At 72.7% G+C, this 18,866-nt stretch carries 20 protein-coding genes and 1 tRNA gene; 10 read left to right on the forward strand and 11 right to left on the reverse strand.

Annotated elements, in window-relative coordinates:
* Positions 1 to 147: 147 nt before the first annotated feature.
* The 5 genes from ACFWV2_RS09875 to ACFWV2_RS09895 all read left to right on the forward strand — a co-directional run bounded on the left by ACFWV2_RS09875 (position 148) and on the right by ACFWV2_RS09895 (position 4,492).
* Positions 148 to 1,158, forward strand: coding sequence for a peptidoglycan-binding protein (locus ACFWV2_RS09875; RefSeq protein ID WP_384404374.1), 1,011 nt, complete (start codon positions 148 to 150; stop codon positions 1,156 to 1,158).
* Positions 1,159 to 1,357: 199 nt separating this feature from the next.
* Positions 1,358 to 2,026: an HAD-IA family hydrolase gene (locus ACFWV2_RS09880; protein ID WP_384404376.1), complete on the forward strand. Its 669-nt coding sequence runs from the start codon at positions 1,358 to 1,360 to the stop codon at positions 2,024 to 2,026.
* Between the two features lie 351 nt (positions 2,027 to 2,377).
* Positions 2,378 to 3,028: an HNH endonuclease family protein gene (locus ACFWV2_RS09885; protein WP_384404379.1), complete on the forward strand. Its 651-nt coding sequence runs from the start codon at positions 2,378 to 2,380 to the stop codon at positions 3,026 to 3,028.
* Positions 3,029 to 3,184: 156 nt separating this feature from the next.
* Positions 3,185 to 3,709: a DoxX family protein gene (locus ACFWV2_RS09890; RefSeq protein WP_384404381.1), complete on the forward strand. Its 525-nt coding sequence runs from the start codon at positions 3,185 to 3,187 to the stop codon at positions 3,707 to 3,709.
* A 153-nt stretch (positions 3,710 to 3,862) separates the two neighbouring features.
* Positions 3,863 to 4,492: a DedA family protein gene (locus tag ACFWV2_RS09895; protein WP_384404383.1), complete on the forward strand. Its 630-nt coding sequence runs from the start codon at positions 3,863 to 3,865 to the stop codon at positions 4,490 to 4,492.
* Here ACFWV2_RS09895 and ACFWV2_RS09900 read toward each other — a convergent pair.
* Together ACFWV2_RS09900 and ACFWV2_RS09905 are read right to left on the reverse strand one after the other, a co-directional pair.
* Positions 4,452 to 4,712: a DUF2277 domain-containing protein gene (locus ACFWV2_RS09900; protein WP_384404385.1), complete on the reverse strand. Its 261-nt coding sequence runs from the start codon at positions 4,710 to 4,712 to the stop codon at positions 4,452 to 4,454. The two genes, ACFWV2_RS09895 and ACFWV2_RS09900, sit on opposite strands and share 41 nt — an antisense overlap.
* A 412-nt stretch (positions 4,713 to 5,124) precedes the next feature.
* Entirely contained in the window at positions 5,125 to 5,349 is a 225-nt protein-coding gene (locus ACFWV2_RS09905) for a hypothetical protein (RefSeq protein ID WP_384404387.1), read from the reverse strand.
* Positions 5,350 to 5,549: 200 nt separating this feature from the next.
* Between ACFWV2_RS09905 and ACFWV2_RS09910 the strand changes: the two genes are divergently transcribed.
* The gene (locus ACFWV2_RS09910) at positions 5,550 to 6,308 is read left to right on the forward strand and encodes a GntR family transcriptional regulator (protein ID WP_384404389.1); all 759 of its coding nucleotides are present in this window, start codon (positions 5,550 to 5,552) and stop codon (positions 6,306 to 6,308) included.
* On the opposite strand, the gene ACFWV2_RS09915 is transcribed toward ACFWV2_RS09910, so the two are convergent.
* Positions 6,250 to 7,056, reverse strand: a complete 807-nt coding sequence (locus ACFWV2_RS09915; RefSeq protein ID WP_384404391.1) for an MBL fold metallo-hydrolase — start codon at positions 7,054 to 7,056, stop codon at positions 6,250 to 6,252. The genes ACFWV2_RS09910 and ACFWV2_RS09915 overlap by 59 nt on opposite strands.
* Before the next feature lie 126 nt (positions 7,057 to 7,182).
* On the opposite strand from ACFWV2_RS09915, the gene ACFWV2_RS09920 reads away from it, so the two are divergent.
* A complete protein-coding gene (locus ACFWV2_RS09920; protein WP_384404393.1) occupies positions 7,183 to 7,632 on the forward strand; it encodes a lamin tail domain-containing protein in 450 nt (149 codons plus the stop codon).
* Positions 7,633 to 7,680: 48 nt separating this feature from the next.
* Here ACFWV2_RS09920 and ACFWV2_RS09925 read toward each other — a convergent pair whose 3' ends face one another.
* The 4 genes from ACFWV2_RS09925 to ACFWV2_RS09940 all read right to left on the reverse strand — a co-directional run bounded on the left by ACFWV2_RS09925 (position 7,681) and on the right by ACFWV2_RS09940 (position 9,717).
* The gene (locus tag ACFWV2_RS09925; RefSeq protein ID WP_384404395.1) at positions 7,681 to 8,220 is read right to left on the reverse strand and encodes a DUF4231 domain-containing protein; all 540 of its coding nucleotides are present in this window, start codon (positions 8,218 to 8,220) and stop codon (positions 7,681 to 7,683) included.
* A 73-nt stretch (positions 8,221 to 8,293) separates the two neighbouring features.
* Entirely contained in the window at positions 8,294 to 8,860 is a 567-nt protein-coding gene (locus tag ACFWV2_RS09930; RefSeq protein ID WP_384404397.1) for a hypothetical protein, read from the reverse strand.
* A 73-nt stretch (positions 8,861 to 8,933) separates the two neighbouring features.
* Positions 8,934 to 9,344, reverse strand: coding sequence for a hypothetical protein (locus tag ACFWV2_RS09935; RefSeq protein ID WP_384404398.1), 411 nt, complete (start codon positions 9,342 to 9,344; stop codon positions 8,934 to 8,936).
* A gap of 298 nt (positions 9,345 to 9,642) precedes the next feature.
* Positions 9,643 to 9,717: transfer RNA gene (locus ACFWV2_RS09940), tRNA-Val, on the reverse strand.
* Positions 9,718 to 10,165: 448 nt separating this feature from the next.
* Here ACFWV2_RS09940 and ACFWV2_RS09945 point away from each other — a divergent pair.
* A complete protein-coding gene (locus ACFWV2_RS09945; protein WP_384404400.1) occupies positions 10,166 to 11,476 on the forward strand; it encodes a hypothetical protein in 1,311 nt (436 codons plus the stop codon).
* A gap of 225 nt (positions 11,477 to 11,701) precedes the next feature.
* Entirely contained in the window at positions 11,702 to 11,914 is a 213-nt protein-coding gene (locus ACFWV2_RS09950; protein ID WP_250762727.1) for a zinc ribbon domain-containing protein, read from the forward strand.
* A 14-nt stretch (positions 11,915 to 11,928) separates the two neighbouring features.
* Here ACFWV2_RS09950 and ACFWV2_RS09955 read toward each other — a convergent pair whose 3' ends face one another.
* The 3 genes from ACFWV2_RS09955 to ACFWV2_RS09965 all read right to left on the reverse strand — a co-directional run bounded on the left by ACFWV2_RS09955 (position 11,929) and on the right by ACFWV2_RS09965 (position 16,847).
* Positions 11,929 to 12,726, reverse strand: a complete 798-nt coding sequence (locus ACFWV2_RS09955) for an HAD family hydrolase (protein ID WP_384404655.1) — start codon at positions 12,724 to 12,726, stop codon at positions 11,929 to 11,931.
* A gap of 152 nt (positions 12,727 to 12,878) precedes the next feature.
* Positions 12,879 to 15,644 (reverse strand): phosphoribosyltransferase, encoded by a 2,766-nt coding sequence (locus ACFWV2_RS09960; protein WP_384404657.1) that lies wholly within the window; start codon positions 15,642 to 15,644, stop codon positions 12,879 to 12,881.
* Positions 15,645 to 15,665: 21 nt separating this feature from the next.
* Positions 15,666 to 16,847 carry an HpcH/HpaI aldolase/citrate lyase family protein gene (locus tag ACFWV2_RS09965; RefSeq protein WP_384404402.1) on the reverse strand — a complete coding sequence of 394 codons (1,182 nt, stop codon included), beginning with the start codon at positions 16,845 to 16,847 and terminating at the stop codon, positions 15,666 to 15,668.
* 176 nt (positions 16,848 to 17,023) lie between these two features.
* Between ACFWV2_RS09965 and ACFWV2_RS09970 the strand changes: the two genes are divergently transcribed.
* Positions 17,024 to 17,953: a TerD family protein gene (locus ACFWV2_RS09970; protein ID WP_384404404.1), complete on the forward strand. Its 930-nt coding sequence runs from the start codon at positions 17,024 to 17,026 to the stop codon at positions 17,951 to 17,953.
* A 15-nt stretch (positions 17,954 to 17,968) separates the two neighbouring features.
* Here ACFWV2_RS09970 and ACFWV2_RS09975 read toward each other — a convergent pair whose 3' ends face one another.
* The gene (locus tag ACFWV2_RS09975) at positions 17,969 to 18,706 is read right to left on the reverse strand and encodes a Tellurium resistance (protein ID WP_384404406.1); all 738 of its coding nucleotides are present in this window, start codon (positions 18,704 to 18,706) and stop codon (positions 17,969 to 17,971) included.
* Positions 18,707 to 18,866: the final 160 nt, after the last annotated feature.

Here is an 18,866-nt window from a genome sequence, read left to right on the forward strand (position 1 = left end):
GGGCGTCCCGCCGGACGGCCCATGGGACGGCCTCTCCATCCTGGTCCGAATGTCCGGTTATGGCCTCCGGAGGGGCACGGCTGTTCGCCCACGGGGAGGGGACGGGCTGCATAATCGCTCGCAGTTGTCTCGGGGAGGGGACCCATCATGACCGGACAGATCTGTCCTGAATGCGGTGTACACAGACCTGGCTGCGCCTGCGCCCAGGCGGAGCTGGCGGCTGCCGAGGACTTCGATCCGCTACGGATCAGGCCGTACGTGACGCTGCAGTCCCAGGAGGACGCGGCGGGGATGTACACGGGAGAGGTGTACGCGGGGGGTGCGTACGCGGCAGAGGCGCACGCGGGAGAGTCGTACCCGGCGGGGACGTCCACGGGGGACGCGTACGCGGAGGGGGCGTACGGCGGTCACCGTCCCGACGGCGACCCTTCCGAGACCATGCCGCTGCTGCTGCGGGGCGTCGGCGACGTGCCGCCGCCACTCGGCCGGGAGAGGGGCCGGGGCCGGGGGCGCCGACGGGGCATGGCGGTCGCGGTGGTGGCGGCCGCCGCCGTGGCGGGCACGGCGGCCCTGGCGGCGGCCGTACTCGGCGGTGGGGACGAGGCCGAGAACCGGGCGGCCGTACCCGAGGTGACCACGAGCGCGTCCCTGAACCTCGCCGTGTCCGAGGCCCCGTCCCCGACTCCGTCCGCTTCCTCCGCGAGTCCGGAGCCGACCTCGCCCTCCCCCACCCCGCGCCGGACGTCCGCGTCGCCGACGCCCACCCCCTCCGCGAGCGGCACCACCGCGGCGCCCAGCGTCTCGGCGGGCACGACGGGCGCCGGAGCCCCGCCGGCGTCACCTTCCCCGCCGGTACCGACGCCCGTACCGCCGACGACGGCACCGGCCACGACGGCGCCGCCGGCAGAGCCCCCGAAGGACGACGAGGAGGAGGTGACGACCCTGAGCGTCGGCTCCACCGGCCAGGAGGTGAAGGAGCTGCAGCGGCGGCTGACCGCCGTGTCGATCTACCGGGGCCGCATCGACGGGAAGTACGACCAGGACATCCGGGAGGCGGTGGCCGTCTACCAGGTCTGGGTACACGTCACGAGCGACCCGGAGGGCGTGTACGGCCCCGACACGCGCCGGTTCCTGGAGCAGAGCACCCCCCACATCTGAGTCGCGGGACCGGGGCGGGAGGCGGGAGGCGGACGGTGCGCGAGGCGGCGGGCGGGAGGGGGCGGGTCCCGCCGTGCGGACCGGCTGGCCAAGACCGCCCTCGGTTTTGTATCGTAGAAGAACAAAGTGGCCCCGCCCGCATACCCTGACCGGTGGGCGGGACCGCTTCGTTCTCCGTGCCACCCTCCCAGGAGACCTGATGGCCGCCACCACCCCGGCAACGCTCACCGCCCGCGCCCTCCTCCTCGACATGGACGGCACCCTCGTCAACTCGGACGCCGTCGTCGAGCGCTGCTGGCGGCGCTGGGCGCAGCGGCAGGGCCTCGACGCGGACGCCGTGCTCCAGGTCGTCCACGGCCGCCAGGGGTACGCGACGATGGCCGTCCTCCTGCCGGACCGGCCCATGGAGCAGAACTACGCCGACAACCGGGTCATGCTCGCCGAGGAGACCGCCGACCTCGACGGCGTCGTACCCGTCCCCGGCGCCCCCGCCTTCCTGGCCGCGCTCGCGGAGCTGCCTCACGCCCTGGTGACCTCGGCGACCGAGCCCCTCGCGCGGGCCAGGATGACGGCCGCGGCGCTGCCGATGCCGGAGACCCGGGTCACCGCCGAGCAGGTCGGGGCGAGCAAGCCGGACCCGGAGGGCTTCCTCAAGGGAGCGGCAGAGCTGGGGTTCGCCCCCGCGGACTGCATCGTCTTCGAGGACTCGGAGGCCGGCATCCAGGCCGGCCGCGCCGCCGGCATGCGCGTCGTGGGCGTGGGCCCGCGCGCGGCGGCCCTGGCGCCTGATGTGCACGTCGCCGACCTCACCCGTCTGCGGGTCGGGCCGGCGGCCGACGGATCGATTCTCCTGACCGTCCTTCCGTAGGACCCCACTCCCGCACGTCGGGACCGAGCTTCCCTCCCGACGAACACCCGACGAGACCCACCCAGCACGCGACGAGCACACGACGAACGCGACGAGTACAACGACGGCGCACGACGAGACCCCGGGCCGGGAACGGCCCGGGGTCTCGTCGTGCACGGCGAACCGCGCGGCACCGGCGGAATCTGGCACTCCATCAGACACGTCACACCCCTTGATGTGACGTGTCCATGTCGTCACTCTGTTACCTGGCGCACCCCCCGTCGACACCTCGCGCCGCCACGATGACCGGGCCGACGCCCGGCACCCGCGGGGACGGCCCAGCCAAGGTCCCCCCACCTCAAGGGAGTTCACATGTCCGTAGCCAAGATCTACGCGCGTCGACTCACGGTCCTCGCCGCCTCCGCCGCCCTCACCGTCACCGGCCTTCTCGCCACCGCCCCCGCCGCCCAGGCGGCCATGCCCACCCCCGTGAGCGCCGCCACCGCCCGCACCTACCTGGCGGCCCTCACCGTGAAGGCGGAAGGTTCCTCCACCGGCTACAGCCGGGATCTGTTCCCGCACTGGATCACCCAGTCCGGCGCCTGCAACACCCGCGAGACCGTCCTCAAGCGCGACGGCGTGAACGTCGTCACGGACTCAAGCTGCGCCTCCGTCAGCGGCCGCTGGTACTCGGAGTACGACGGTGCCACCTGGACCGTCGCCTCCGACCTGGACATCGACCATGTCGTCGCCCTCTCGGAGGCCTGGCGCTCGGGCGCGAGCTCCTGGACGACCTCGCAGCGCCAGGCCTTCGCGAACGACCTGACCCGGCCGCAGCTCATAGCCGTGACGGACAACGTCAACCAGGCGAAGGGTGACCTCGACCCGGCGGAGTGGCTGCCCTCCAGGACCGCCTACCGCTGCACGTACGCGCGCGCCTGGGTGCACGTGAAGCACCACTGGAACCTCAGCGTCGACTCCGCCGAGAAGAGCGCCCTCCAGTCCGTACTCAACGGCTGCTGACGGTACGACTCCTGAGGCTGCGTCAGCACCGTCCGCCGGGGAGTGAGCCACGCTCCCGCTCCCCGGCGAGGCGAATGTTGAACTTGCAAGTACTGGTGAGGGCTGCCTAACCTAGGGCCATCGGTTTCCGTCCCCACCGGCCGAAGGAGTCCCCCCATGAACACCGACCCGACCCTCAAGAGCGGCGCGATCAGCCTCGCCGACCGCCTGGGCCAGGCGCAGCCGTACGCCCTCGGCCTCTTCCGCATCGTCGTCGGCCTGCTCTTCGCCTGCCACGGCGCCGCCTCGCTCTTCGGCGTCCTCGGCGGCAACACCGTCCCGGCCGGCACCTGGCCGGGCTGGTACGCGGCCGTCATCCAGCTCGTCGCCGGCGGCCTGGTGCTGGCGGGCCTCGGCACCCGGAGCGCCGCGTTCCTCGCCTCGGGCTCGATGGCGTACGCGTACTTCACGGTCCACCAGCCGGAGTCCCTCTTCCCGATGCAGAACGGCGGCGAGACCCCGGCCCTGTTCTGCTGGTCCTTCGCGCTGCTCGTCTTCACGGGCCCCGGCGCGCTCGCCGTCGACCGGCTCTTCGGGACTCGCGGCGGCACCGGCACGGCCACGCGGAGGCAGGGCGGAGACCACGGGGACCACGAGACCCACGGGGTCCGCGAGGTGCGAGGCGAGCGGGTCACGGCCTGAGTCTCACCGTACGGGTACTCCGCACCGACCGGCTCCCCACCGATCCCCTTGGCGAGGCGGCACCCACCACCGCAGGGACCCGGCGTCCACCCCGTACCGACCTCGGCACCCGCCCGGCGGGCGGCCCGTGGCCCCCGCGTAGGCTCTGGCCCTGTGAATCTGCTCGACAGCCTGGGATCGCTGCGGTCGCTCACCGCCGGCCCGTGGATCTACCCGGTGGTGGCGACGTCGATCCTGCTCGACGTCTTCCTGCCCGTGCTGCCGAGCGGCTTCCTCGTGATCACCGCCGCCACGGCGGCCGCGACGGCGACCGCGGCCACCCCCGACGTACCGTCACTGCTCCCCCTCCTCCTCTGCGCCGCCACGGCCTCGGTCCTCGGCGACTTCCTCGCATACCGGCTGGCGAGGCGGGGCGGGGCCAGGCTGGACCGGGCGATCGCCCGGTCCAGGCGCCTGTCCGTCGCGCAGGAACGTCTCGGCACCGCGCTGACGCGAGGCGGCGGTCCGCTCGTCGTCCTCGCGCGCTTCGCCCCGGCGGGCCGGTCCGTGGTCTCGCTCGGCGCGGGCGCGGCGAAGCGACGGGTGGAGGAGTTCCTGCCGTGGTCGGCGCTCGCGGGCGTGACCTGGGCCTCGTACAGCGTGGGACTCGGCTGGCTCGGCGGACAGTGGCTGGGCGCGACCTGGTTCAGCGCGGGAGCGTCGACCCTCGCGCTCTTCCTGGCGGGCGGCCTCGCCGCCTATCTCATACGGCGTCCGGCTGCGGCTCCCGCTCCTGCCTCCTGACGCCGGGGTGCGCACCGCGCACCTCCAGGTTGCCGAGGAGTCTCGCGGTCGCGTCGGCGATCTCGTCCACGGCCCGCTCGAAGACCTCGCGGTTGTGGGCGGCGGGGGCGCGGAACCCGGAGACCTTGCGGACGTACTGCAGGGCGGCGGCGCGGATGTCGTCCTCGGTCGCCTCCTCGGGCAGCACGGGCGGTCGGAGAGTCTTGATGCTGCGGCACATGCCTCCAGTGTGGCGCGCCCCACTGACAACCGCGCCGAGGCCGCGGCCGGCACCCGGCCGACCAAGCTCCTCAGGGCCCGGGGCGCACCCCGCCGATCACACCAGCCCCTCAGGCCCCCGGGCGCACCCCGTCGGCCAGCCCCTCAGACCCCGGCCCCGCACCCCGCCGATCACACCAGCCCCTCAGGCCCCCGGGCGCACCCCGTCGGCCAGCCCCTCAGACCCCGGCCCCGCACCCCCCGCCGACCGAGCCCCTCAGGGCCGGGGCGCACCCGGCCGACCAGCCCCTCAGACCCCGGCCCCGCACCCGGCCGACCACGCCGGCCCCTCAGGCCCCGAGGCGCACTCCGCCGCCCAAGCCCCTCACGCCCCGGCCGGCACCGGCGACCGGACGCCCCCGTCGGCGAGCGGCTCAGGCTCCGAGGCCGCGTCGGCTACGCGCGTTGATCTCGGCGGCGCGGGCGCGCAGTTCGCGCAGGGGCGTGGCGGGCTGGACGTCGGCGGGCTCGGCATCCCACTCGCCGCCGCCGTGGACGGCCCGGATGAGAAAGCGCCCGGAGACGCTCTCCACGTAGAACCCGACCCGTCCGGTGGCGGTGTCGCGGACGAGGTCACCGACCTCGGGCAGTGGCTGCACGTGCCCCTCCGTCCCGGTTCCTGAAGCATGTTCCTGAAGCATGGGGACACCTAGAGAAGCCCGGCGCACCGGCCCTGTCAACGTATCTCTAGAGATGTCCCCCGATGGATGGATCGACCGGGCGGGGCGGCGTACACGTGTGCTCTTCGCCCTCGGGGTGCGCCGTAGGGTGTCCCGCAGATGAAGGGAGTGGTCCACCCGTGACTGACCAGGACAGCGTTCGCCGTCCCAAGTACCAGCGCATCGCCGATGAGTTGAGAACCGCGATCGAGTCGGGCACCTTCGCTCCGGGCGAGCGGCTCCCCGGCGAGAACGACCTCATGACGACGTACGCGGTGGCCCGGATGACCGCGCGCCAGGCGCTCTCCGTGCTGCGCGGCGAGGGCCTCGCCGAGGCCCGCAAGGGCGCCGGGGTCTTCGTCCGCGTCTTCCGGCCGCTGCGCCGCCGGGGCATCCCCCGGCTGTCCGGCGAGCGGTGGGGCGGCGGGCGTTCGGTCTGGTCGGCGGACGTGGAGGACCGGGACCTGGTCGTCGACCGGATCGAGGTGGGCGAGACGGAGGCCGGCGCGCGGGTCGCGGCGGCGCTGAACCTGCCCCCCGGCGCTCCCCTCTGTGTCCGCAGCCGCCGTTTCGTCCTGGACTCCAAGCCGGTGCTGCTCTCCGTCTCGTACCTCTCCGCCGAGCTGGTGCGCGGGACGCCGATCACCGAGCCGGACACGGGGCCGGGCGGGACCTACGCGCGGCTCGCCGAGCTGGGCCACCGGCCGGTGCGGTTCCGTGAGGAGATCCGCTGCCGAATGCCGACGGCGGAGGAGTCGGACCGGCTGGCCCTGGAGTCCGGGACGCCGGTGGTGCTCATCGGGCGTACGGCGTTCACGGCGGAGGGGACGGCCGTGGAGCTCAACGAGATGACGTTGGACTCGTCGTCGTACGTCCTGGAGTACGACTTCGACGCGTGACCTCGAACCGGCGCCCCGGATCGGCGTGGGCGACCTCCCGGGGGAACTCGGTCGCGGCCCGCGCGACGGCTTCCTCCGGTCGCAGCCCCGACCCGACGTGGGTCACGACGAGGCTGCCGGCGCCGGCGCGGGCCGCCGTCCGGCCGGCCTGCTCGGCGGAGTGGTGGCCGGGTGTCCCGCCGTCCGCCTCGCACACGAACAGGTCGCAGTCACGGGCCAGTTCGTCGAGGGAGGGGCAGGGTTCGCAGTCCCCGGAGTAGGCGAGCGAGCGCCCGGCCCCGTCCTCGACGCGCAGCGCGAAGGCCGGCGGCCCGTGGGTGACGGCCCCGGACCGCAGGGTGAGTCCTCCGATCCGTACGACATGCCCGTCGTACAGCTCCTCCACGGCGAAGGCCCGCTCCACGGGGCTGCGGTCAGGTCCGTTGGTGAGGAACGCGGCGAGCCGGTCGGCGGTTCCGGCCGGACCGAACAGGGGAACCGGCAGCCGCGCGTCGAGGTCCGCGTACAGCAGGGCGTAGAAGGCGGTGAGGAGGTCGGCGGAGTGGTCGGCGTGCAGATGGGAGATCCACACGGCGTCGACGTCGCCGAGGGCGACGTACCGCTGGAGCTCGGCGAGGGTCCCGCTGCCGGCGTCGACCCAGACGCGGACACCGCCGCCTTCGACGAGCAGTCCGGAACAGGCGTTGCCGGGCCGGGCGTAGGGCGTGGCGGAACCGAGGACGGTGAGACGCAAGGACTCGTCGAACATAAGACAATCTTAAATAACCTCTGCGCCAACCCCATGGATTCTGTGCAGAAAAGGTGAAGAGCGTGCGTATTGTGTGTGCTCGTCGGGGCCCATCGGCGGGCGTCCGGCAGAAACTGAGGGACATTCATGCTTCGCGCACGCACGTTCGCCGCCGCGACCGCGGCCGCCGCCTCCGGCATCCTGCTGCTGCCCACGCAGGCGCAGGCCGCCGGCTCGGTGCACCTGTACAAGATCTACTACGACAGCCCCGGCACGGACCGCCGCTCGAACACAAGCCTCAACGCCGAGTACGTGCAGATACGCAACACCACCGGCGCGGCGGTCAACCTGCGCGGCTGGACGCTCACGGACGCGGCCAACCACAAGTACACCTTCGGCAACTTCACGCTCGGCAAGGGCAAGATCGTGACGGTCCGCACGGGCCGCGGCACGAACACCGCCGCGAACGTCTACCAGAACCGCGGCGCGTACGTCTGGAACAACGACCGTGACACGGCGACGCTGAAGAAGGCGAACGGCACGCGGATCGACGCCTGCTCGTACAACTCGACGCGGGTCGACTACACGTGGTGCTGACCCCGCACCGCACCTGACGCGGCAGGGACCCCGGGGCCCCCGGGGCCCCTAGTCGGGGACGGTCTCCGGCGAGACCCGGGGAGACGGGATCCCGTGCTGCTGCACGTCGGCGCCGACCTGCCCTCCGAGGGTCATCACGTTCAGGGTCGCGGAGTTCTCGTTGGCGATGGCCCTCTCGACCCGGGCGACCAGCGTCGGGAACGCGTCCCGCTTCGACAGGCCGTGGTACGGCCCCACCCCGGCCTCGAAGTAGACCCGCTCGTGCCCGAGCAGCTGCTCGGTCGACCGGTAGTTCTTCCACTGCTCCCGGTACCGGTAGACGCTCTCCAGCGACACGGCCGCGACGACGATCACGCTCAGGACCGTGGCGGTGACCCGAGCGAAGGCCAGATCGAGATTCACGAACACCGGCACGAGCGCCGCACCGACGACGGACACGGTCCGCATCCGCAGATGCATCGCCTTCATCCGGGTCGCCTTGACGTCGTACCACTCCTGGTACTGCGAGAGCCTCGTCTCGATGTACCGCTGCGACGTCATCTGGCCACCGCGCGCCCCGACGTCGGGCGTGTCCCCCAGCTCAACCATGGGGGGAGTGCATCCGCAATCCTGATTACCCGTCAACTCGCCGCCGTCGCCCGGCGGCTTCGTGTACGGCAGGTCACTGCCCGTCGGTGATGTAGTAGTCGTCCTCGAGGTACTCCAGGGTGTAGCTGCCGAGGTCGCTCTCGGTGAAGGTGGCGGAGGACCTGACCGCTTCGAGCGGCATCTCGATCTTGTCGAGGGAGCGCACGACGACGCGCCGCGGATCGACTGTCGCGGTGCGCAGGGCCTTCTTCTGCTCGGGGGAGACCATCTGGAACACGATGACGTACGTCGACGTGCACGGACCGAAGCCCTGCTCCTCCGCCTTCTTCGCACCCGGCCCGGCCACTTCGCAGACCGTGCCGATGTCCTCACGTCCGAGGCCGTGGAGGTACTGCTCGTACCGCTGGATCGCGCGCTCCTTCGTCCTGGGCGCGGGCTGGTCGCCGGTGGGGGCGGCCGACGGCTTCTCGGTGGTGGCCGACGGAGACGGCGCGGCCGACGGCCCTTTCACCGACGGGGACGCGGACGGCTGCGAGGGTTTCGGAGCCGCGTCCTCCTTCGCCTTCTCCGGCCCGCACCCGCACGCCACCAGCACCACGCAGGCCGACACCGCCGCGCTCACCATCGTCCGCGTCCTCATGAGATCCCTTCCACCAGCCGACTGCGCCCTCAAGACGTCACGCAGGATCCGGAGAAACGGTTCCCACGGTGAATCAGCGTCCGTAGCGATTGCACTCCAGGGCCTTCACACCGTCGTCGAGACAGACCCGCACGACCGCGGCTCCACCGGGAACGTCCGCCGGCACATCGAAGCTGAATGTGCGACTGAGACCGCACACCAAGTAGGGGCTGACGTTCTTGCCCAGTTGCTTGTCCGCCGAGTCGAGGGTGTAGGCCGTGGTCCCCCGACAGCTCGCCGGGTCGACCGACTTGTGCTCCCCGGCCACGTGGACCGACCGGTTGTACCAGGTGATGATTCCCTTCGTGTACGTGTTCCCGACGACGACCTCGAACTCACTGGTCGGATAGGCGGAGCCGCCGAAACCGGCGGCCGGCGACGCGCTCACGAGCATGCTCGCCGTCAGTGCGACGGCGCCGAGAGCGGTGGCAAGGTGGGGGCGCATACGGTCTCCCTGAAGTCGAGCCTGTCGCAACGGTCGGCGAACAACCCTCAGTCTCCGGGCGTTCCCGCGACAGCGTCCATGACATATCGGGCCAACTACCCAGCGGCCGAAAGCACGGACGGACCGACTGCCGGATCTGTCAGGTCCAGCTCTGCGGGGCTGCGGCATCCGTGCAAGTCAGAGCGTCCATCGGGTCCGTTCCCGTGGGGGATGTGTCACCCCTGTGGCATCGAACGGAGAACGGCCCCTCAGCCGGAAGCCGAAGGGCCGTGACAGGGCTTTCACCTGCTACTTCTCCTGGTGGGCGCGGACGGTTTCGAACCGCCGACATCTGCTTTGTAAGAGCAGCGCTCTACCCCTGAGCTACGCACCCGTGGAAGAGGCATCAGCCTACATGGCGCACGGGGTCGTGCCGCAAACGGATACCCCGGGTCGGGTGCGCCTGCGGCCGTGGGTGCGGATGGTCGCCGGGGTGTTACGCGGGGTAGTGGGGTGTGGTCCGGTTCTGGACCTCCGGCGTGGTGGCCGTCGGCGTGGTCCGGTTATGGGACTCCGGCGTCAGTGGGCGCCGTCGTCGCGAACTGATCGGCTCGTGTGCGCGTCCTTACCAGGTGGGAGAATGGACCGGACCGGGCACGGCGGACACAGCACGGGAGAGGTACGTGGCGGCGAGCGACGCGAGGGGGGCGAGCGGCGTTCGGCGTCGTGATGCGCCGAGCCGGGGAGAGACGGGTACGGGGCGGGACGCCCGGGCGCGTCCGGGGCCCGGGATCTCGACCTCGAAGGGCTCGGGCGCCGCTTCCGCTGTCGGGTCCGGGACGGTGCTTCCGCTTGCTCTCGCCCTGCCCCTGCTCGCCGTCGCGCTGGTGCCGTACGCCTTCGCCGGTGGAGGGACCCGGCGCTGGTTCGGCGGGCGGGGGGAGAGTCAGCGGGCCGAGGCCCAGGCCGCCAAGGACGCCGCCGCCTCCGCCTTCTACGAGCTCGACACCGCCCAGCGCGGGCTGCGGATCTCCGTCGAGACCATCACCGCCGTCGACAGCTCCCCCGATGCGCGCCGTGCCGTCGAGGGCTTCGACGCTCTCGGGCGACGTATCGACGAGGTCAGCCACCTCTACATCAGCGCCGTCGACGCCCACGACCTCGACCGCGACGAACTCGACGCGGCGACCGCCGGGCGGGCCCGTGCCGAACTGACCCGCGCCAAGGAGGAGCTCGACCGGGTCAAGGGCGAGCTCGACCGGTTCGAGCAGGGGCTCGGGCCGCTGCTCGACCGCGCCGAGACGCAGCTCGCCCGCCTCGCCCCCGCCGTCGAGCGCGCCCGGCAGGCCCTGCGCGGCGCGAGCGGCGCCCTCGACTCCGTACGCGAGAGCGGGCTGCGCGCCGACGACCTGGCCGCCCGGCTCGCCGCCCTCGGGCCCGATCTGACCCGGCTCAACGAGGGCGCAGGCCGGCACGGCGTCCCCGAGACCCTCCAGCGCGCCGACCGGGTCCTGCGCGACGCCGAAGCCGTACGGGCCGAGGCGGAGCGCCTGCCGGAGCGGGCCGCCGAGATCGACCGGCGCCTCGTCTCCCTCCGTACCCGCACCGAAGCCCTGACCACCCGCGCCGGGGGCGTCGAGCCGGTCCTCTCGGAGCTGCGGCGGCGGTTCACCGCGCCCTGCTGGCAGGACCTCCAGCACGTACCGGAACAGGCCGCCGACACGCTCCGGCAGGCCGAGGACCGGCTCGCCGAGGCGGGCAAGGCGCGCGCCGAGCAGCGCTGGCCCGACGCGGCCTCGATGCTCTCGACCGTCCGCGCGCTGCTCGACTCCACCGACGAGGCCGTCTCCGCCGCCGGGGACCGCCTGCGCATGCTCGACGCCGTCGCGAAGGACCCGAGGGCGGAGATCGACCGGACCCGGTTCGCCGTACGGGACGCCCAGCGGCTCGCGATGGACGGGCGGAGCACCCCCGACCCACGTCACGCCCGGCCCCTCGACGCGGCCGTCGCCCGGCTCGACCGCGCGGTCGCCGCCCTGGAGGGCCGGCACCCGGACTACTGGCATTTCCTCACCGAGCTGGAGGGCGTACGGGGCATTGCGGCCCATGTCGTCGGGCAGATCCGGGAGGAGCGGGGCGCCGCCGGTCACTGACCATCGGGACGGGGTCGGGATTGAGGGTCGGGGAAGTACCACCGGGACGGGCCGGGAATCGGGGGTTGGGGGTCGGGGACGCACCACCGGGACGGGCCGGGAATCGCGCCTCGGGGACGTACCACCGGACAGGGCCGGGCGCGGAGGTTCGGGGACGTACCGTCGGCCGGGGACGAGGCGGAGGCGGGCCTGCCCGTGCGGGGTCGCAGGCTTTAGCCTGGGCCCATGCCTCGTTACGAATTCCGCTGCCGCACCTGCGGCGACACCTTCGAGCTCAGCCGCCCCATGGCCGAGTCCTCCGATCCCGCCTCCTGCCCCGCCGGGCACGACGACACCGTGAAGCTGCTCTCGGCCGTGGCCGTCGGCGGTTCCGCCGCCCCCGCGCCGAGCGGCGGCGGAGGCGGGGGCGGCTGCTGCGGTGGGGGCTGCTGCGGCTGACCCACCGCGAACGTCTACACGGCGGCGGCCGCCCGGAAGCGGCGCAGGATCTCCTCCCCCGCCGCGACCCCGCGCTCCGCGAGGACGTCGAGGTGGGGGGCCGTCCAGTCGCTGTCGGCCAGCTCGCCGTGGCCGGGGCGCCATGCCCGGTCCGCGGCGAGCAGCAGGTCGGCGTCGAGGAGGGAGTCGCCGGCGGCCAGGGTGAGCGTGGCGCCGGTGCGGCGGGCGACCTCGCGGACGGCCGCGCCCTTGGTGAGCGGCTTGGGTACGGCGTACACCTTGCGGCCCTGGAGCGAGACCGTCCAGCCGCGCTCCCCCGCCCAGGCGCCGAAGCGTCCCAGCCAGTCCGCGGGAAGCCGTTCCCGCTCGACGACGAGGTAGGCGAACAGGTCCTCGGCGACGCGGTGCTTGCGTACCCAGGACAGGTCCGTGGTGGCCGTGAGGTAGGCGCGGATCTCGGAGAGCGGCGCGCACTCGTCGGCGAGCCGGCGCAGGACGGACTCGTGCCAGGCCTCGTCGGTGACGCCGTCGACGAGGATGTGCCCGCCGTTCGCGCAGATCGCGTACTTCGGTGCGGTACCGGGGAGCTGGATGCGCTGATACTGCTTGCGCGTCCGCGTGGTGGTCGGGACGAAGACGGCCTCTTCGGACAGCCGGGCGAGGAGTTCGGCCGCGTCCTCCGTCATGTAGGACAGCGGTCTGGCCTCGTGCACCTCGACGCAGAGCAGCCGGGGCGCCTCGGCGTCGGGCATGCCGAGGGCGAGCGCCGCGGAGGAGTAGATGAGGGTCCGGTCGAGGTCGCTCGCGACCATCGTCGTGCCGCGCGTCGCGTTCCGGGGCGCGCCCTGGGGAATCCCCTGGGGCGTGCTCGACGTCGCGGTCAGGGATGCGCCCTGGAGCGTGCCTTCTGTCGGGCTCGGCGCCGTGCTGTGCGTCGTACTCGCTGCCGTGCTCTGGGTCGTACTCACTGGGACACCACCGCCTTGCCGTCCGCGCCCGTCGCACCCTTCGTGTACTGAGGGTGTATCAGGCCCACGCAGCTGTACGGCAGTTCGTCGACCTCCTCGACCGGCACCCCGCGCTGTTCTGCGAGCAGGCGGATGTGTGCGAGATCGGCGTCCGCGCCCCGCTTGGCGAGGATCTTCCAGGGGACGCGGCGGAGCAGGACCCGGGTCGTCTCGCCGACGCCCGGCTTGACCAGGTTGACGTCGTGGATGCCGTACTCCTCGCTGATCCGCTCCACCGCGGCCCAGCCCTCCCAGGTGGGCGTGCGGTCGGCGGCCAGGAGTTCCTTGACGTCGATGTCGACGGTTCCGGTGACCTCGTCGAAGCGGGCCGCGACGGCGTCGAGGAAGTCGTTCGAGACGTCGGCGTCGGCCAGTTCGCGGTAGAACTTGGCGCCGTGGAAGTCGTCGGGTCCGACGAGGTCGGCGCGGAGGACCGTGCGCGATATCAGTCCGGACACCGTGGAGTTGAGGCACGCGGAGGGGATGAGGAAGTCCTCGCGGGTGCCGTACGTGCGGACGCAGGAGCCCGGATCGGCGAGGACCGCGATCTCCGGGTCGAAGCCCGTGATGCCCTCGGTCTCCTCGAACGCGCCGATCGCCTCGGCGAGTTCGCGGGTGATGGCGCCCTTGCCGGTCCAGCCGTCGACGAACACGACGTCGGCCGGGTCGTGGTGGGCGGCGAGCCAGCGCAGCGCGTTGGCGTCGATGCCACGGCCGCGCACGATGGACACGGCGTAGTGGGGCAGGTCGAGGCCGTGGCGGGCGGCCGCCCAGCGGCGCATCAGGACGCCGACGGGGGTGCCGGCCCTTGCCAGGGAGACGAGCACCGGGCTGCGGCCGGGCCGCTCGGCGAGGACGGTCTCCGTGACGGTGCCGACGGCGCGGGCGATCCGGGCGGCGGAGCTCTCCAGGGCGCTGTGGAAGAGCTCCTGGTAGCGCGCGTTGGGCTGGTACTCGACCGGGAGCGACTCGGCGTAGTGCGCGCCGCCGCTCTGGATGGCTTCCTCGCGTTCCTCGGTGGGCGCCTCCAGCTCGACGTCCGAGAGGTCCTGGAGCAGCCAGCCGACCTCCTCGGGGGCGTACGAGGAGAAGGCGGGGCCGCGGAGGGGCTCGGGCAGCATGGAGCTCCTTTCGGGAGCTTCGGAGTCTTCGTGGTCTTCGGCGTCGGAGACCTGGGGGGTGTACGGCGTGGACGGTGCGTGCGGCGTGGACGGCGCGTACGAGGGGACGACGGCGAGCACGACGCGCGGGATGTGCGCGGCGAGCTGGGCGAGGAGGCCGTCCGGGGCGTGCAGGGCCGGGGTGTCGGCGGTGGAGTCGACGACCACGACGACGGCGTCGAAGCCCGCGCCCGCCACGTTGTAGGCGTAGCGCTCGCCGGGGCCGTCGGCGGGGTCGTCGTGGGCGGGGAAGACGATGCGGGTGCGTATCGCGTAGCCGGGGTCGTCCACGGCGAGTACGGGCGAGCGGGTGGTGGTGGAGTACCGGACGTCGTGACCGGCGTCCTCCAGGGCGGTGCCGAGACGGAGGGGCGCGTACATCAGCTCCTCGAAGCCGAGCACGAGCACGCGGGGCCCTGCGGGCGGCGGACCGGGGGGCATGGGGACGGCTGCGCGGGCGTCGGTGGCGGGGTGCGCGTCGGTGTCCGCGGGCGCGCCGGTCGCGGGCGCGTCGGTGGCGCGGGGCCCGTCGGTGGCCGCGGGCGCGTCCGTGGCCGCGGGGGCATCCGTGGCGTCGAGCGGCTCTGTCACCGCCGACGCCCCCGTGGTGGCGGACGCATCCGTCGCAATCCTCGCCCCCGTGGCGCCGAGTGCCCCCGTCGCCGCCCTCGCCCCCGTCGTGGCGGACGCCTTCCCGTCCCCCACCGCCTCCGCGATCCTGCGTGCCATCGTCGGCAGTGCCGTCTCCAGGGCGGCGCGGTGGGCCGGGGTGAAGCCGTGGCGGCCGCCGTCGGGTATGCCTTCGGGCCAGCCGAGGTCGATCCGCACGGCGGCTTCCGCGGCGGCGCGGTGGGCCGGTTCGTACGGCCTCTCGTGCTGCCGCACCAGGGCCTGGCCCTTCTCCAGTACGCCGTCCGGGAGGCGTACCGTCCCCGCCGCGCCGGAGACCAGGTCGACGCGGGCGCCGATCTCCGCCGCGAAGGCGTCCAGACGGCCCAGGTCGGAGGGGGAGCGCATGTCGACGAGGGCGACGACGACGTACCGGTCGCGCGGGTAGCGCTCGTGGAGGGCGCGGACGGTGTTGAGGACGGTGTTGCCGGTGGAGAACTCGTCGTCGACGAGGACCAGCGTCCCGTCGCCCGCCAGCAGCTTCGGGTCCTCGGGCAGCAGCAGGTGCGAGGTGGCGTGCGAGTGGGACTCCTCGAAGCCGCCCGCGCGGGCGACGCCGGCCACCGGCCGCCGGGTGGAGTGGAGGTACGGGGCGAGGCCGAGGCCGTCGGCGACGGCGTGGCCGAGGGCGGTGGCGGTCTCCGCGTAACCGAGGACGACGGACCGCGCGGCCTCCTCGTCGCCGAGGAGGGCGCGGACGCGCCGGCCGAGGTCGAGGCCGGAGCCGTACACCACGGACGGGCGCTGGGGCACGTGCTTGCCGAGCACGCTGGAGACCAGCAGATGCGCCCGCTTGGGGTTGCGACGCAGTGCGAGGCCCAACAGGGCCGGTAGCTCCTCGTCGCCGATCAGTTCGACGCCAAGTCGCTCCGCGACCCACGTTCCGGTCCACACCACGTCGTCGACGTCCTTTCGTCAGCCGGCAAGTCCGGCGGTGAGCAGATCCACGAAGCCGACGTCCTCCTTGGCGACGCCGAACACCTCGGCGCGCAGCAGGGTTCGTTCGGCCCACGCGCGATGCGGCTTCACTTCGTTCATCTTGTTCGTGTAGGCGGAGCGCAGCACTCCGCCACCGTCCAGTTCGGGCCGCAGGATGTCCTGGGCGTCGGTCCACTCCTCGTGGCTGACCACGGAGAGTGCGTGCACCGGCACCACATGGGTGGGGTGGATGCAGGTCTTGCCGAGCAGTCCGTTGGCGCGGTCGAGTTCGATCTCGCGCAGGAGACCGTCGAGGTCGTGCGCGATGAGGGCGGTGCGCAGGTCCTCGGCGCTTCCCTCCAGGAAGGGGCTGCGGCGCAGCTGGGGCTTGAACATGCGCTCGCCCGGCCGGAAGTACTCCCAGACGGGTCCGGTGATGGTGAAGCCGGTGCCGTCGGAGCGGCCGAAGGCGTTGACGACGTCGGCGATGACGTGGGCGACGATCTTGACGTCGTAGGCGGTCATGTCGGGTGAGCGGCGCAGCCCATAGGCGGAGCAGAAGTCGGTGACGCCGAGGCGCAGGGCGAGGACGTGGTCGCGGTACTTGTCGGTGATCGAGGCGATGCCGGCGAGGGTCTCGGCCCGGGTCTCCAGGTGGAGGAGCTCGGGGGACTCCAGGACGGGCATGGCGAAGAGGCGCCGGCCGCAGGCCTGCTCGGCCTGGGTGAGCGCTTCGAGGAAGACGCGGCCGCGGCTCTCCGTGAATTTGGGCAGTACGAATCCGGACAGCAGGCGAACCGTTTCGCCCAGTCGGGCGACGAGGTCGGTGATCTGGCGCGGTTCGCGGACCCGGATGAAGAGCAGGGGCACGTCCGTGGCGGTGTCGGCGTCCGTCAGAGGGGTGGCGAGGTCGGCGAACTGGCGGACGAGGTTGTCCTCCCCGGCCTCGACGTCGGCGTCGTTGATGGAGTCCTCGAGGCAGAGCACCATGGAGACCACTCCGCGGGCCGCCTGTTTGCGCACGTCGTCGGCGAGCCTCGGCCGGGTGGCCGGGCTGTAGAGCGTGGCGCCCAGGGCCACGGCGAGCGTGCGTGCGGGCGAGTCGGCCGTGAACGCGGCCGGCTCCCGGTGGAACAGCCCAGCCCGCGCGGTGGACGGGATGTGCCCGAAATGACGCATATAAGTACCCCGTCTGCCTTTCTCGACCTGACGACATGTGGCCGGTAATAGTACGTAGGTGCGGGTGTCCGCAGTTCCATTCACGCATGAAATCCAGGTAACCCGTCGGCATCCGTCCCCCCGTCGCCGTTTCGGTACCGCCCCCGCGTTGTCCGCGGGTCTGCCGGGAGGGCAGGATGACGGTCATGACGCACGCGATGCTGAAGGGCTCCAACGTCCCTCTCGACACCGCGGCCGTACGGGCCGTGCTCCGCTGGACCCCGGGCTCCGGGGTCCCCGACGTGGATGCCTCCGCCCTGCTGCTCGGGCCCGACGGCCGCGTGCGGTCCGACGAGGACTTCGTCTTCTACAACCAGCCGCGCCACCCCTCGGGCCTGGTGCGGCGGCTGCCGAAGAAGCGGGATTCCAAGGGCCTGACGGACACCGTGGAGGCAGATCTCGGTGCCCTGGACGCCTCGGTCGACCGGGTGGTGATCGCGGCCTCCTCCGACGGCGGAACGTTCCGGTCCGTCTCCGACCTGCGGGTCCTGCTGTACGACGCCGCACCGGGGCCGGACCGCGAGCCGCTGGCGCTGTTCTCCGTGACGGCGGAGACGGGTGAGGAGACGGCGGTCATCTGCGGCGAGCTGTACCGGCGCGGGGACGGCTGGAAGTTCCGCGCGGTGGGCCAGGGCTATCCGACCGGCCTCGTCGGTCTCGCCACCGACTTCGGCATCTCGGTCGACGAGGACGCGCAGGACGGCCCGGACGACCAGGCGGGACCGGACGGCCCAGGGGCACAGGACGGCCCTGGAGCGCAGGAGGGCCCGGACGGGCGCGGGGGGCGGCGGGACCGCCCGGAGGGGCCCCACGAGGCCCTGGAGGGCGCGACGGCCCCCACCGGCTCCCCCGACCTCGACCTGACGGTCGTCCACCCCTCCGTGCCCCCTCGGCCGACGATGCCGCCGCCCGTGCCCGACCGGGCGCCCGCCTACGGCTACCCGCAGCCGCCGGTGAACGGCCCGGTAGCCGCGTACGGCTATCCGCACCCGGTGACGGGCCCCGAGCAGCACCCGTCGCCGGAGTTCCGGATGCCGCCCATGGGCCCCCAGTTCGTCCGTTCCTGAGGACGGGGGCAAGGGCTACGCCTTGGTCTTGTAGCCGCGGCCCCACTGGAGGCCCCAGCCGTAGAGCCGGTCCAGTTCGGCCTGGAAACCGTAGACGAAGCGCACCTCACGGCGGACCGTGAGGTCGCCCTTGGTGTTGTCCACGGAGAAGACCGCGCAGGAGCGGGCCTGCGGGGCCCGCTCGTCGAGCTCGATCTCGATCCGGGGGCCGTTGCTCGGATAGAGCGTGATCTTGGCGTGCGTACGGTCGAAGGCCGGCGTCTGGTCGTAGATGTAGACGAAGAACAGCAGGCGCTTGATCTCGTCCTTCTGGTCCAGGTTGACGAAGATCGTCTCCCCGGAGGACCCGCCGAAGCGGTCGTCGCCGCTGAGCTTGACGTACGGCGCGGTGTTCAGGTCGCCGAAGAAGTTGCCGAGCGGCTGCACCACGCCCTTGCTGCCGTCGGCGAGCTCGTACAGGCAGCCCAGGTCCAGGTCGACGTTGACCATGCCCTGGGTGTGCGCCTGCACGACCTCGGGCTTGAAGAACTGGGTGGGGTTGCGCAGGAGCCGTCCGCTCTGGCGGGAGCGGCCCTCGATGTCGGAGGTCCGCATCCGCCACGAGAGGTTCACCCGCAGGTTGCCGGTCGCGGCGCCCTGCTTGGTCAGCGAGACGGACGGACGCCGTCTCGTCAGATCGATCGAGTTCGACGCCGCGCTGCCCGAGTCGAACTGCGCCGTCCTCCCCGGAAACAGGTTGTCCCAGAAGGCCATGCCGCCTTCACCCCCCACTGGTCGTCACCACCGCGCACACACCTGCGGGGGGGGGGGGGGGCCCCGGCCCCCCCCCCGGTAGCGGTGCACGGCCGGGGGGGGGGGGCCACCCCGCCCCCCCCCCCCGGGTGGGAACCGAGGGAGCCGGCCCCCCCCCCGC

This window comes from Streptomyces sp. NPDC058671, from assembly GCF_042716475.1.
Lineage (GTDB): Bacteria > Actinomycetota > Actinomycetes > Streptomycetales > Streptomycetaceae > Streptomyces.

Coding starts and splice junctions, on each gene's coding strand:
- ACFWV2_RS09935 (WP_384404398.1), bottom strand. CDS start 9,344: ATGCGCCCCCACCTTGCCACCGCTCTCGGCGCCGTCGCACTGACGGCG.
- ACFWV2_RS09970 (WP_384404404.1), top strand. CDS start 17,024: ATGACGGTCATGACGCACGCGATGCTGAAGGGCTCCAACGTCCCTCTC.
- ACFWV2_RS09955 (WP_384404655.1), bottom strand. CDS start 12,726: ATGGTCGCGAGCGACCTCGACCGGACCCTCATCTACTCCTCCGCGGCG.
- ACFWV2_RS09915 (WP_384404391.1), bottom strand. CDS start 7,056: ATGTTCGACGAGTCCTTGCGTCTCACCGTCCTCGGTTCCGCCACGCCC.
- ACFWV2_RS09950 (WP_250762727.1), top strand. CDS start 11,702: ATGCCTCGTTACGAATTCCGCTGCCGCACCTGCGGCGACACCTTCGAG.
- ACFWV2_RS09930 (WP_384404397.1), bottom strand. CDS start 8,860: ATGAGGACGCGGACGATGGTGAGCGCGGCGGTGTCGGCCTGCGTGGTG.
- ACFWV2_RS09975 (WP_384404406.1), bottom strand. CDS start 18,706: ATGGCCTTCTGGGACAACCTGTTTCCGGGGAGGACGGCGCAGTTCGAC.
- ACFWV2_RS09900 (WP_384404385.1), bottom strand. CDS start 4,712: ATGTGCCGCAGCATCAAGACTCTCCGACCGCCCGTGCTGCCCGAGGAG.
- ACFWV2_RS09875 (WP_384404374.1), top strand. CDS start 148: ATGACCGGACAGATCTGTCCTGAATGCGGTGTACACAGACCTGGCTGC.
- ACFWV2_RS09965 (WP_384404402.1), bottom strand. CDS start 16,847: ATGCGTCATTTCGGGCACATCCCGTCCACCGCGCGGGCTGGGCTGTTC.
- ACFWV2_RS09920 (WP_384404393.1), top strand. CDS start 7,183: ATGCTTCGCGCACGCACGTTCGCCGCCGCGACCGCGGCCGCCGCCTCC.
- ACFWV2_RS09925 (WP_384404395.1), bottom strand. CDS start 8,220: ATGGTTGAGCTGGGGGACACGCCCGACGTCGGGGCGCGCGGTGGCCAG.
- ACFWV2_RS09885 (WP_384404379.1), top strand. CDS start 2,378: ATGTCCGTAGCCAAGATCTACGCGCGTCGACTCACGGTCCTCGCCGCC.
- ACFWV2_RS09880 (WP_384404376.1), top strand. CDS start 1,358: ATGGCCGCCACCACCCCGGCAACGCTCACCGCCCGCGCCCTCCTCCTC.
- ACFWV2_RS09890 (WP_384404381.1), top strand. CDS start 3,185: ATGAACACCGACCCGACCCTCAAGAGCGGCGCGATCAGCCTCGCCGAC.